11 protein-coding genes are annotated in these 13436 nt (G+C 73.8%); 10 read left to right on the forward strand and 1 reads right to left on the reverse strand.

The features are described from left to right. Positions 1-34 precede the first annotated feature (34 nt). The gene (locus ACIGAQ_RS05415; RefSeq protein ID WP_399779312.1) at positions 35-1201 is read right to left on the reverse strand and encodes an NAD(P)/FAD-dependent oxidoreductase; all 1167 of its coding nucleotides are present in this window, start codon (positions 1199-1201) and stop codon (positions 35-37) included. 128 nt (positions 1202-1329) lie between these two features. Here ACIGAQ_RS05415 and ACIGAQ_RS05420 point away from each other — a divergent pair, with 128 nt between their 5' ends. The 10 genes from ACIGAQ_RS05420 (at position 1330) to kdpB (ending at position 13432) form a co-directional block, all read left to right on the forward strand. Then, positions 1330-2145, forward strand: coding sequence for an endonuclease/exonuclease/phosphatase family protein (locus tag ACIGAQ_RS05420; protein WP_311684840.1), 816 nt, complete (start codon positions 1330-1332; stop codon positions 2143-2145). Between the two features lie 88 nt (positions 2146-2233). Further along, positions 2234-3220 (forward strand): hypothetical protein, encoded by a 987-nt coding sequence (locus ACIGAQ_RS05425; RefSeq protein ID WP_362284789.1) that lies wholly within the window; start codon positions 2234-2236, stop codon positions 3218-3220. A gap of 201 nt (positions 3221-3421) precedes the next feature. Beyond that, positions 3422-5263, forward strand: coding sequence for an HSP90 family protein (locus ACIGAQ_RS05430; protein WP_399779314.1), 1842 nt, complete (start codon positions 3422-3424; stop codon positions 5261-5263). A gap of 2 nt (positions 5264-5265) precedes the next feature. Continuing rightward, positions 5266-8199 (forward strand): hypothetical protein, encoded by a 2934-nt coding sequence (locus ACIGAQ_RS05435; RefSeq protein ID WP_399779316.1) that lies wholly within the window; start codon positions 5266-5268, stop codon positions 8197-8199. Positions 8200-8314: 115 nt separating this feature from the next. After that, complete coding sequence (locus ACIGAQ_RS05440) at positions 8315-8566, forward strand: putative leader peptide (protein WP_362284780.1); 252 nt, start codon at positions 8315-8317, stop codon at positions 8564-8566. Further along, a complete protein-coding gene (locus tag ACIGAQ_RS05445) occupies positions 8511-9350 on the forward strand; it encodes a glutathione S-transferase C-terminal domain-containing protein (protein ID WP_399779318.1) in 840 nt (279 codons plus the stop codon). Before ACIGAQ_RS05440 ends, ACIGAQ_RS05445 begins: the two co-directional genes overlap by 56 nt. 103 nt (positions 9351-9453) lie before the next feature. Then, entirely contained in the window at positions 9454-9576 is a 123-nt protein-coding gene (locus ACIGAQ_RS05450; protein ID WP_362284775.1) for a hypothetical protein, read from the forward strand. Continuing rightward, a complete protein-coding gene (gene kdpF / locus ACIGAQ_RS05455; RefSeq protein WP_399779320.1) occupies positions 9573-9662 on the forward strand; it encodes a K(+)-transporting ATPase subunit F in 90 nt (29 codons plus the stop codon). The genes ACIGAQ_RS05450 and kdpF overlap by 4 nt, the downstream gene beginning before the upstream one ends. After that, complete coding sequence (kdpA, locus tag ACIGAQ_RS05460) at positions 9663-11327, forward strand: potassium-transporting ATPase subunit KdpA (protein WP_399779322.1); 1665 nt, start codon at positions 9663-9665, stop codon at positions 11325-11327. Then, a complete protein-coding gene (gene kdpB / locus ACIGAQ_RS05465) occupies positions 11324-13432 on the forward strand; it encodes a potassium-transporting ATPase subunit KdpB (protein WP_399779324.1) in 2109 nt (702 codons plus the stop codon). The genes kdpA and kdpB overlap by 4 nt, the downstream gene beginning before the upstream one ends. The last annotated feature ends 4 nt before the right edge of the window (positions 13433-13436 follow it).

The following is a 13436-nucleotide window of genomic DNA, read 5'->3' on the forward strand; positions in this document are numbered from 1 at the left end:
GCCTGCCCCGGGCAGGGCGGCCCGCCCTCCGGCGTCACTGGTCGCCCAGTGCCGTCGCCCGCTGGTCCACCTCCACGTCACGACGCGGCACCCCGGCGAACCGGGTGGGCCGGAACGGCCGCAGCAGCTCCTGGTCCTGACCGGTCGTGATCTCGGCGGCGGCCAGCCGGCCCAGCACCGGCGCCAGCGTGATCCCGCTGTGGGAGACGAGACAGTAGACGCGGGAGCGGGCGGAGGCAGGGCCGGCGACGGTGTGGCCGTCCGCGGGCAGGGAGCGGAGGCCGACCCGCAGGTCGATCCGCGGTCGCGCGCCAGGGTCGGGCAAGAGCGCGCGGAACCGGCGGGCGAGGGTGGCCGCGATGTCCCCTTCCGGGGAGGGCGGTGCCGCCGGGTCGACGCCCGCGTTCAGATCGAGGGCCTGGACGACGGTGTGCCCTCCGGCGGCGGGACGCAGGTTCAGCCCGGGACCGTGGACCACGCAGCGCAGGCCGAGCGCCGGTGACCGCACGTATCCGAGCAGGCCGACCGTCTGCGCTCCGCGCGCGGTGTCCGTCACCATGGGCACCTCGATACCGGCCCGCGCGGCCAGCCGTTCCGTCCAGCGGCCCGCCGCCAGGACCGCTACGTCACCCCGGACGGCTCCGCCCGCCGCCAGGGTGACGGACACTCCGCCCGGCCGGTCGTCGATGCCCACGACCTCACCCGGCGCGTACTCCGTACCGTGCCGCTCGGCGTCGGCCAGCAGGTTCGCCAGGAACAGGTCGGGCAGGACGTACCCCTCGGCGGGGAAGTGCGCGAGGGCCGTCACGGACTCCGGGATCCGCAGGTCGCCCGCGATGCGCCCCGCCTCCTCCCGGGTGACCGGCCGCGCGGGATGGCCGAGGGACCGCAGCCGCTCGACATCGGCCAGGAGGCGCTCCTCGCTCGCGCCGTCCGCCCAGTGCAGGGCCCCGCTCGGGACGTACGACCGCGGACCCGGCAGCCGCTCGGCGAGCCCGGCGTGCTCCTCCATCCCTGCGACGTTGAGCCTGTGGTAGGCCGGGTCGTGCTTCCGGTGCGCGTTCACCCAGGCGAACGTCGTCGCGCTCGTGCCGGTGCCGGGACCCCGGTGGTCCAGCAGCAGCACCTGAGCGCCGGCGGCGGAAAGACACCTCGCCGCGCTGACTCCGAGCACGCCGGCGCCGATGACGATGACCCTCATGGCCTGTGCATTCCTTTCGTCGATCTTGCCGTTCCGGGCGAACACCGCTGCCGCACGAGTCACTATGGGAGGACCGGTGTGAGGAGGCTGTGGTGCTCGGAAGGTGCGCGCGGTGGCTCGTGGGCGTCATGACCGTCGTCTGCATGGTGCTCGTCGGCCCCAGTGCGCCGAGCGGTGCCCTGCTCGGCGCTTCGCTGCCCGTCGGGGCCGTCAAGGACGTTGTACCGAACCGGGTCATGACGTGGAACATCTGCAACCCCTGCGACGCGGGCAACGCCGACCGGGCCGCGGAGATCGCCGCGTACGCCCCGCAGGTCATCGGCATGCAGGAGGCCTGCGTCCGTGACGTCGAGAGCATCCGGGAGCACCTGAAGAACCTGCACGGGCTCGTCTACCACGTCGAGTACGGGAGCGTTCTGCGCAAGTGGGGCCGGTGCGGGGGAGCGCCGTGGAGCCCGGGCGCCTTCGGCCAGGCGATCCTCTCCGCGGCACCGATGACGGACGCCGTCAGCGTGGAATACCCCGACGGCGGGTCGGAGGACCGCGGGTACATGGCGGTCACCACCACCGTGGACGGTGAACCCGTCCGGGTCTTCAACACCCACCTCGCCCAGCGGCAGCAGGAGGAGGTGCGGGCGGAGCAGGCCCGCGTCCTGGCCGCGGCCGCCGCACGGCACGAACGCGCCGTCCTCATCGGCGACTTCAACGCCGTGCCGGACGCCCCCGAACTCACTCCGGTGCAGCAACTGGCCGTCGAGGCGGACTCCCGGTGCCGCCCCCCGGCCACCGGCGACTGCGAGCCGACCACCGACTGGCAGCTCAGGTTCGACTACGTCTTCCTGCGCGGCATCACGGCCCTCGGCCACCGGGTGCAGCCGAGCCAGGCCTCGGACCACCACATGGTGTACGCCGACCTGGACACCGAGGAGCAGCCCACGGCGTGAAGCCCTGGTGAAAACCCTGTGGAAGCGGTGTCATGGGTGCCGTTTATGCTGCTCCGAACGATCACGCGGGACCAGGGGAGGGCGCGGCATGTTCGGCAGGCTGTTCGGCAGGGGCGAGGAGAGACCCGCGGCGGATCCGCACGCCCTTCCCGTCCCGCGCAGGCGCAGGGACGGGACGTACACGCTGCGCGCGCTCGGGGACACGCGGGTGCTCGCCCTGGTGGAGGCGGCCGACGCGGGTGACTGGGACGCGGTCAAGGCGGCGCTGGCCCCCTTCGACCTCGGCCGTGACCACCAGGTGCTGGGCGAACTCGCCGACCTGGACGGCGTGCAGGACTGGATCGTCCGGGCCGTCGAGGAGGACAAGGAGCACCGGGCGACCGCCCTGCTGATATCCGGCACGCGCCACGTCAGCTGGGGCTGGGAGGCCCGCACCGCCGCGCGCGCCGTCGATGTCACGCAGGAACAGTGGCGGATCTTCCACGAGCGGCTGCGGATCGCCGAGGAGCACCTGCTGGAGGCCGCCGAACTGCGCCCCGACTGGGTCACGCCGTGGCGCCGGCTCCTCACCTCCGGCCGGGGCATGTCGCTGGGCCGGGCCGTCAACGAGACCCGGCTGGACGCCGCCCTGCGCCGCGACCCGCTGGACCTGGAGACACACCTGGAGTGGCTGTCGCAGTTGCAGCCCCGCTGGGGCGGCGAGCCGGGGCAGGCCCTGGCGTACGCCCAGCAGGTGTTCGCCCGCGCCCCGCACGGGCACCGACTCGGCTGCGTGATCGCCATGGCGTACATCGAGGAGTGGGTCGAGGCGGACCGCGGCGACTACCTCGAAACCGACGAGATCCGCGCGCAGTTGCGGGAGGCCGCGGACCACAGCATCCTCCACCCCGCGTACGTGTGGCGCCCGGGCTGGCAGCACGACTTCAACATGTTCGCCATGGCCCTGTCGCTGGCCGGTGAGCGCCACACCGTCCGGCGGGTCTTCCGGACCCTGGACGGCGCCTGCACCACGTGGCCCTGGACCTACTTCGCGGAGCCCGAGAAGCAGTTCGCCCGCCACCACCGCAAGGCCTGAGCCCCGCGGCACGGTCCCCCGCCTCACGGAACACCGCCCCACCGGGCCCGAGCACGGCTGTCACCGCCGCCCCGAGTGCCGGGCGGGCCGTCGTGCCGGCGCACTCCGCACCGGCCCGAACCCCGATCACCCGCCGGACCCGGTCCGGCCCCGGCCCCGTGCCGCCCGCCACCCGTCACCCCTCCCACCCCGGACTGCCCGATGACACTGCCCCACACCGCCGCCGACCGCACCTTCCAGGTGGACCTGCGCGGCCTCGTCGACCTCCTCTCCCACCACCTCTACTCCAGCCCCCGCGTCTACCTGCGCGAACTGATGCAGAACGCGGTCGACGCGCTGACCGCCCGGCACGCCCTCGAACCGGACGCCCCCACCGGCGCGTTCGGCGTGCGCCTGTACGCCGACGGTGCCGTGGTGCGCGTCGAGGACGACGGTGTCGGGCTCACCGAGGCCGACGTCCACGGCTTCCTCGCCACCATCGGCCGCAGCAGCAAGCGCGCCGAGGGCATCGCCGAGCAGCGCGGCGACTTCATCGGCCAGTTCGGCATCGGCCTGCTCTCCTGCTTCCTGGTCGCCGACGAGATCCACGTCCTCAGCCGTTCCGCCCGCACCCCGGGTGCCCCGGCCGTGGAGTGGCGCGGACGCGGCGACGGCAGCTACACCGTCCGTACCCTGCCCGCCGACGCCCGGCCGCGGCCCGGCACCACGGTCACGCTGACCCCCCGCGCCGACGCGGGCGAGTGGACCCGCCCGGCGCAGGTGCACGCCCTGGCCCGCCACTTCGGCTCCCTGCTGCGCCACCCGCTGACCTTCGACGACGGCACGGCCGGGCCCGGCGCCCCGGGCGCGGCCGTCAACCCCGAGCCCGCCCCCTGGGCGCGCACGTACCCCACCCCGGGGGCCCGTTCCCGCGCCCTGGCCGCCTACGGCGAGGAGGTCTTCGGCTTCACGCCCCTGGACACCATCGAGCTGGACCTGCCGGCCGTCGGCCTGAAGGGCATCGCGTGCGTGCTGCCCGAGACGGTCCCGGCCGGACGCCGCCACGGCCACCGCGTGCACGTCAAGGGCATGCTGCTCTCCGAGCAGGCCGAGGAGATCCTGCCCGACTGGGCGTTCTTCGTCCGCTGCGTCGTCGACGCCGAGAGCCTGCGCCCGACGGCGTCCCGTGAGGCCCTGTACGAGGACGACACCCTCGCCGCCGTCCGCGACGCCCTCGCCGAGAAGCTGCGCGCCTGGATCGCCCGGGCCGCCGCCAGCGACCCCGACCTGCTGCACCGCTTCCTCCAGGCCCACCACCTGGCCGTGAAGTCGCTCGCCGTGCACGACGACGAGATCCTGCGGATGCTGCTGCCCTGGCTGCCGTTCGAGACCACCGACGGGCACACCACCCTCGACGAGTTCGCGCGCACCCACCGCACCGTGCTCGTGACGTCGAGCGTGGAGGAGTTCCGGCAGGTCGCCGCGATCGCCTCGGCCGCCGGGCTCGGCGTCGTCAACGGCGGCTACACCTACGACCGTGAACTGGTCCACCGGCTGCCCGAGATCAGGCCCGGGGCCACCGTCGCCGACCTCGACCCGGCCACCCTCACCGCCCACCTCGACCCCGTCGACCGGGAGACCGAACTCGCCGCCGCGGCCTATCTCGCCCGGGCCCGCGACGCCCTCGCCGTCTTCGACTGCGACGTCGCACTGCGCACCTTCCAGCCCGCCTCGGCCCCCGCCCTGCTCGTCGACAGCCGCGAGGCCCGGCACGAGCGCACCCGCTCGCGACTCGCCCGTGAGCAGGAGGGCGGCCTGTGGGGCGACATCCTCGGCGCCCTGCGCCAGGAGGCCCCGCGGGCCCAGCTGATCCTCAACCAGCTCAACCCGCTGGTGCGCACCGCCGTCACCATCGACGAGCCCGAGCTGGCCCGCACCAGCGCCGAAGCCCTCTACGGGCAGGCCGCGATGCTGTCCCGCCGCCCGCTCAGGCCCGCCGAGTCGAGCCTGATCAACCGCTCCTTCCTCGACCTTCTCGCCCACGCCCTCCGCAAGGACAGCTGACGATGCCGACCACACCCCAGACCACCGACGAGCTGTACCAGGCGCTCCAGGAGAACGACCAGCGCCCCTACGGCCGCACCCGCACCGTCACCGCCGAGGAACTCGTCGACGCGGCCGAGCAGTTCGAGGAGCCCGTCCCGCTCGTCCACGCCCTGCTCGAACTGCAGGAGGCGTACACCTACGGCTCCGAACCCCGTAAGTCGCCCGTGGTCTTCGCCCGGCTGCTCACTCTCTTCGACGAGCAGCCCGACGTGTTCGACGAGCGCCTGCGCCACCTGCTGTTCTGGCGGTTCAAGTGGGTGGCCCACGCCCTGCGCCAGCTGCCCGAGATACCGCTGGCCAGCCTGCGCCAGTGGCTGACGGAGATGCGCGACCGGTACGAGAAGGAGGGCCTGGGCCTCCAGCCCTACTACGGGCAGGCGTACCAGCTCGCCGCCCACGTCGGTGAGGACACCACCCCCGCCTACGAGTTGTGGGCGGCCCGCGCCCGCACCCGGCTCAGCGACTGCGAGGCCTGCGAGACGTGCCAGCGGGCCCTGTACCACCTCGCGGCCGGCGACGACGAGCGGGCGCTGCGCGCCTGGGAGCCCGTACTGGCGGGCAAGGAGTCCTGCCAGGAGGAGCCGGCCCGCTCCGTCTCGTACGCCCTGCTGCCCCTGCTGCGCACCGGCCACGCCGACCGCGCCCGCGCACTGCACCTGGCCGGCTACCGCGGCTGCCGCCGCAACCCCTCGATGTCCGCCGAGGTCGGCCGGCACCTGGAGTTCTGCGCGCTCACCGGCAACGAGGCACGCGGCCTGGAACTGCTCGCCGAGAACCGCGCCCTGTTCGACGAGGTCGACTCGCCCTCGGACCAGCTCGACTTCCTCACCGGCGTGGAGGTCCTGCTCCAGCGCGTCGAGTCCCTCGGCCACGGCGAACTGCCCGCCGCCGGATACGCGGGCCGCACCTGGACGGTCTCCGGCCTGCGCGCCGAGGTCCGCGACCGCGCCGACGACCTCGCCGCCCGGTTCGACGCCCGCAACGGCACGCCCACCCACACCGAGCGCCGCCGCGCTCGCCTCGACCGTGCCCCGCTGCTGGACACGCTGGAGCTGACCCTGCGGCCCCGCGCCCTCGACGAGCTGGCCCCGGCCGCCCCGGCCGCGGCCCCCACCGCCCGCACGGCCGCCGCCGTCCCCGACGCGCTGCCCGAACTCGTCCTCAGGGCACGGGAGCTGGACGAGCTGGGGCACCCGGACGCACGGGCCTGCTGGGCCCGGCTGCGCACGCTCGTCACCGCCCGCGACTACACCCACCCCGACGACCCGGTCGTCGGCCCCCTGGCCCGGCTCCGCGCCGACCTGCTGGACGACGAGGCGGGCCTGGCCGGGGAGAGGGACGAGTACGCCGACGCCGCGGCCCTGCACGAGGAGGCCGCGGCCCTGTACGAGGACGCCGGGCGGCCGGGCGACGCGGCGCTCTCCCGCGCCTGCGCCCTGCTCGCCACCGCCGAACTCCCCGCCGAGGGCGACGGCCGGGCCGAGGCCAAGGCCGCCGCGCTGTCCGCCGCCCACACGGCGATCGCCGGCCTGCACGAGGAGACCCCGGGCCTCACCCCGCACCAGGAGGCCCGCCTGCTCCGGCTGCGCGTGACCGCGCTGGCCCTGCGCCTGCAGACCACCGGCAGCGAGGAACACGTCCCGCCCGTCCTCGCCGAGGCGGACCTGCTGCACGCGTTCGCCGAACGGCACGACATCACCGGGCAGGTCTCCGGCGCCCTGCTGCTGCGGGTCAGCACGTTCGCCATCTCCGGTGACCTGCCCACCGCGCTCACCGAGATCGACGCCCTCCTCGACCGGCTCAAGGCGCAGGGCCCCGCCTGGCACCTGCCCCGCACGCTCGGTCTGCGCGGCCGGCTCCAGCTCGGCCTGCGGGACGCCCGGGCCGCGCACGCCGACCTCTCCGAGGCCCTGCGCCTGGCCGCCGACTGGCCGGCCGACGCGGTCGACACCGGCCGTCTGCACGGCGATCTGGCCGAGGCCGCCATGCACCTGGGCCGCCCCGAGGAGGCGCTGCGGCACCTGACCCGCTCGGCGGAGCTGGAGCTGCGCCGGGGCAGCCGCACGGACGCGTACTGCGCCTACAGCAACGCGGCCCAGCTCAGCCTCGACCTCGGCCGGGTCGAGGACTGCATCGCGCTGCTCGACTCCCTGCTCGCCGACCCGGACGTCGCCGCAGGAGAGCTGGACGACCGGCTCGTCGCGCAGCTGCGCCTGACCCGCGCCCGCGCTCTGCACGCGGGGGAGGACCTCAAGGCCGCCACGGCGGAGTTCGTCGCCCTCGCGGCCGAGTCGGCCGGCTGGGACGACGACCCGGGCAGCCACGCCATGATCGCCGCCGAGACCGCCGTACTCCTCGGCGAGTCCGGCGAGTTCGGCCGGGCCCGCGAGGCCGCCGACCAGGCGCTCGCCGCCCATGCCCGCGACCCCCGCTACGAGCTGCTCAGCAACTGCCTGCGTGAACTGGCCCGGCTGCAGGCCCAGCAGCAGGGCCCCGACGGCCTGGCCGGCGCCCGGGCCTTCCTGGCCGACGCCGGCCGCGTCGCCGACGAGGCCCGCGCCGCCGGACACGAGGCCCAGGGCCGCCCCCTGGACACGGCCCTGGCCTACGAGCACGGGCGGGTCAACGCCTACGCCGGCGCCTACGAGGAGTCGCTGGCCTCCCTGGACAGGGCCCTCGCCCTGCTCGGCGAGCCGGGCACGGACGGGGACCGCGCCGGCGAATGGGCCGAGTGCGTGCGCCTGGCCGGCGCCGTGGAGGGCATCTACCTGGAACGCCCCGCCCCCGCCCTCACCCGCCTCGACGCGGCGATCACCCGGCTGACCGCACTGGGGCACACGGAGGAGACCGAGGCGCTGACCGCCCTGGCGTCCCGTCTGCGCGACGAGGAGTGACACGGCGCCCGGCACGCCGCGCGGAGCGCGCGAGCGCCCGGCGCGGGCCTCTTGACGCGCTCCCGGCCCGGCCCGACACTCCGTAGAGGAATCCTAGGGAATCGGTAGGGAAATCATGGGCGGTGGGACGGCGGACTGCGGGAGCGACACCGTCCGCCTCGTCCTGCGGTCCCTTCCCCTGCTGACGTCACGCCGGCACATCGACCTGGCGAGGGTGTCCAGTGCGGCGAGTCGCACGACACCGCGCGCGGCGCACGGCCGCCGCGCCCCGTCGCCGTCGTACGCCCGTGACCGAGCCCCCAGGGAGACGCATGTCCGCCACCTTCCCGACCGCCGTGCCGCCCTTCCGGAGCAGGATCGGCCGTGACGCGCGCAGCGGCTACTACGCCGCGTCCCGCCGCTACCGGCTGCACCTCGTCCTGTCGTGTCCGCACTCCGTGCAGATCGCCGTCGTCCACGGCCTGCTGGGCCTCGACGACACCGTGCCGGTGACGTTGCTGCCGGCCGTGCCCGACGCACCCGGTGGGGGACACCGGGCCCTGCGCCCGCTCTACGAGGCCAGCGCCCACCAGCACCCCGGGCCGGCCGCGGCCCCGGTGCTCAGCGACGGCTGGACCGGACGGATCGTCAGCACCCACGCTCCCGACATCCTGCGCGACCTCGCCCGGCGGTTCGGCGGCGACGGACCCGCGCTTCTTCCGCGCGGCGCCGAGGAGGCGGTCGAAGACGTGGCCCGGCTCTGCGAGCAGGGCATCACCGCGGCCGCCCAGCGCGCCGGGCAGTGGGACGGCGACCCAGCGGCCCGTGCCACCGCCCTGGCCACCCTGCTGGACGCGCTGGACGCGTTGGAGGGGCGGCTCGACGGGCGGGAACACCTCCTGGGCGACGGACCGACCCTGGCCGACGTGCAGGTGTGGGCGGCGCTGCTGCACCTGGACACCGTCCACCGCCACCACCTGGACGCCGAAGCGGTGCACCGGATCACCGGGCATCCCCGCCTGTGGGCGTACGCGCGCCGGCTGGCCGCCCACCCCGCCTTCGGGTCCCGGATCGACCTCGACGGCATCGCCCGTAGGCACCACGCCCACTGCCGCGGCCGGGAGGCGGCCGGCGCGGCGGTGCCGATCGTGGACTGGACGGCGTACGCCTGACGGGAACGGACACGGTCCGTCAGAGGTGCGTCAAGGTCGCGGGCACGGGCGTAAGAGAGCCGTCAACGGGTGATCTCAACCGGTCGGTGAGGCGCTTTGCTGCATGCGTCCGTTGTTCCGCACCTCACCTCAGGAGTCAGCGATGGCCGATCCGGCCTTCGTCCTCACCGTGCTCGCGGCTTTCGCACTGGTGGCACTCGTCGCCAAGGGGGTGACGAAGCTGTGACCGCCGAGAACGTCGTCGGCCTGGTCGTGGCCGTCGCCCTGCTGGGCTATCTCGTCCTCGCCCTGCTCTTCCCGGAGACGTTCTAGATGGGCCCCGTCCTCGCCGGCGTGCTCCAGCTGCTGGCCCTCGTCGGCGCCCTGGCGCTGCTCCACGTCCCCGCCGGGACCTACCTGGCCCGGGTCTACTCCGGCAGCCGGCACCTGCGGGTGGAGCGGTGGATCTACCGGGGCGTCGGCGCCGACCCCGACGCCGGGATGACCTGGCCCGCCTATCTGCGCGGCGTCCTCGCGTTCTCGGCGGTCGGCGTCCTGTTCCTCTACCTGCTCATGCGGCTCCAGGGGCACCTGCCCGGCTCGCTCGGCTTCGCGTCGGTCGGCCCGGCCCAGTCGTTCAACACGGCCGTGTCGTTCGTGACGAACACCAACTGGCAGTCGTACTCCGGCGAACAGACGATGGGGCACCTCGTGCAGACCGCCGGCCTCGCCGTGCAGAACTTCCTGTCCGCGGCCGTCGGCATGGCCGTCGCCGTGGCCCTCGTCCGGGGATTCGCCCGCTCCCGCACCGACGAGCTGGGCAACTTCTGGGCCGACCTGGTGCGCGGCACCGTGCGGGTCCTCGTCCCCGCCGCCGCGATCGCCGCCGTGGTCCTGGTGGCCGGCGGCGTGATCCAGAACTTCTCCGGCATCCACGAGGTCGGGCAGTTCACGGGCGGCGCGCAGCAGTGGAACGGCGGCGCGGTCGCCTCCCAGGAGGCCATCAAGGAACTCGGGACCAACGGCGGCGGCTACTTCAACGCCAACTCCGCCCACCCCTTCGAGAACCCCACGCCCTTCACCAACCTCTTCGAGATCCTCCTGATCCTGATCATCCCGTTCTCCCTGCCCCGCGCCTTCGGCCTCATGGTCGGCTCCCTCCGGCAGGGATACGCGATCCTCGCCACGATGGTCACCCTCTGGCTGGGCTTCACCGCCCTGATGATGTGGGCCGAGTTCACCCACCACGGACCGGCGCTCCAGGCCGCGGGCGGGGCGATGGAGGGCAAGGAGGTCCGTTTCGGCGTCGGTTCGTCCTCGATCTTCGCGGTGTCGACCACCCTCACCTCGACCGGGGCGGTGGACTCCTTCCACTCCTCCTTCACCGGCCTCGGCGGCGGTCTCACCCTGCTGTCGATGATGCTCGGCGAGATCGCCCCCGGCGGCACCGGCTCCGGCCTCTACGGCATGCTCGTCCTGGCCGTCATCGCGGTGTTCATCGCCGGTCTGCTGGTGGGCCGCACACCCGAGTACCTGGGCAAGAAGATCGGCGCGCGCGAGATGAAGCTCGCCGCGTGCTACCTCCTCGTCACCCCGGCCCTCGTCCTCGTGGGGACCGCGGCCTCCCTGGCCCTGCCGACCCCCGCGCACTCCATGCTGAACCCGGGCGCGCACGGCTTCACCGAGGTGCTGTACGCCTTCACCTCCGCCGCCAACAACAACGGCTCGGCCTTCGCCGGGCTGAACGCCAACACCGACTGGTTCAACACCACGACCGGGCTCGCCATGCTGCTCGGCCGGTTCCTGCCCATGGTCTTCGTGCTGGCGCTGGCCGGCTCGCTCGCCCGGCAGCGGCCCGTCCCGGTCACCGCGGGCACCCTGCGCACCGAGAAACCGCTGTTCACCGGCCTGCTGGTGGGCGCCGTCCTGATCATCACCGGTCTGACCTATTTCCCCGCCCTGGCCCTCGGCCCGCTGGCGGAGGGGCTGGCGTCATGACCACCCGCACCAAACCCCGCGAGGACTCCATGTCCACTCCCACCCTCGTGCCCCGCCAGGACGCGCCGACGGAGCACCCCGCTCCCCGACACCGCGCCGGTGCGGGCCTGTTCGAGCCCGCCCGGTTGCTCGGCTCCCTGCCGGAGGCCATCCGCAAGCTGGACCCGCGGGTGATGGTCAAGTCGCCCGTGATGTTCGTGGTGTGGATCGGGTCCGTGCTGACCACGGCCTTCTCCTTCACCGACCCCGGCGACTGGTTCGGCTGGACCATCAGCGCCTGGCTGTGGCTGACGGTCCTCTTCGCCAACCTGGCCGAAGCGGTCGCCGAGGGCCGCGGCAAGGCCCAGGCCGACACCCTGCGCAGGGCCAAGTCCGGCACCGTGGCCCGCAGGACGGACGGCACGATCGTCCCCGGCACCGAACTGAAGGTCGGCGACCTCGTCGTCTGCGAGGCCGGGGACACCATCCCCGGCGACGGTGACGTCGTCGAGGGCGTCGCGTCGGTCGACGAGTCGGCCATCACCGGCGAGTCCGCCCCGGTCATCCGCGAGTCCGGCGGCGACCGTTCCGCCGTCACCGGCGGCACGCGCGTGCTGTCCGACCGGATCGTCGTGCGGATCACCACCCGTCCCGGCGAGACCTTCATCGACCGGATGATCGGCCTGGTCGAGGGCGCGGCCCGGCAGAAGACGCCCAACGAGATCGCCCTGAACATCCTGCTGGCCTCGCTGACCGTCGTCTTCCTGCTGGCCTGCGCCACGCTGCCGCCCTTCGCGTCCTACGCCGGCACCCACCTGACGACGGTCGTGCTGGTCGCGCTGCTGGTGTGCCTCATCCCGACCACGATCGGCGCGCTGCTGTCGGCCATCGGCATCGCGGGCATGGACCGGCTGGTGCAGCGCAACGTCCTGGCCATGTCCGGCCGGGCGGTCGAGGCCGCGGGCGACGTGTCCACGCTGCTGCTGGACAAGACCGGCACCATCACCCACGGCAACCGGCAGGCCGCCGCGTTCGTGCCGGTGCACGGTGTCACCGAGGCCGAACTGGCCGAGACGGCCCAGCTGTCGTCGCTGGCCGACGAGACGCCCGAGGGCCGTTCCGTGGTCGCCCTGGCCGAGGAGCGGTACGGCCTTCGCCCGCGCGAGCTCGCCGGTGCCGAGTGGATCCCCTTCACCGCGCAGACCCGGATGTCCGGCGTGGACGTCGACGGCCGCACCGTCCGCAAGGGCGCCGCGGGTTCGGTCATCGCCTGGGTCCGTGACCGGGGCGGCGCGATCCCCGACGACGCCGACGGCATCGCCGACCGGATCTCCGCGTCGGGCGGCACCCCGCTCCTGGTCGCGGCCGAGGACGCCGACGGCATCCGGGTGCTCGGCGTCGTCCACCTCAAGGACGTCGTCAAGGACGGCATGCGGGAGCGGTTCGCGGAACTGCGCCGCATGGGCATCAGAACCGTCATGATCACGGGCGACAACCCCCTGACGGCCAAGGCGATCGCCGAGGAGGCCGGCGTCGACGACTTCCTCGCCGAGGCCACCCCCGAGGACAAGATGGCCCTCATCAAACGCGAGCAGGCGGGCGGCAAGCTGGTCGCGATGACCGGCGACGGCACCAACGACGCCCCCGCGCTCGCCCAGGCGGACGTCGGCGTCGCGATGAACACCGGGACGTCGGCCGCCAAGGAGGCCGGCAACATGGTCGACCTCGACTCCGACCCGACCAAGCTCATCGAGATCGTCGAGATCGGCAAGCAACTCCTCATCACGCGCGGCGCGTTGACGACCTTCTCCCTCGCCAACGACGTCGCCAAGTACTTCGCGATCATCCCGGCGCTGTTCGCGGCCGTCCACCCCGGCCTGGACAGGCTCAACATCATGCGGCTGTCCTCGCCCGACTCCGCGATCCTGTCGGCCGTCGTGTTCAACGCGCTGATCATCGTCGCGCTCGTCCCGCTGTCGCTCAGGGGCGTGCCCTACCGGCCGACGAGCGCCGACCGGCTGCTGCGCCGCAACCTCATGGTCTACGGCGTCGGCGGGCTGATCGCGCCCTTCGCCGGCATCAAGCTCATCGACCTGCTCCTCTCCCTCATACCCGGGATCGGCTGACCGC

This window comes from Streptomyces sp. NPDC085932, assembly GCF_044540525.1.
Classification (GTDB): domain Bacteria; phylum Actinomycetota; class Actinomycetes; order Streptomycetales; family Streptomycetaceae; genus Streptomyces; species Streptomyces levis.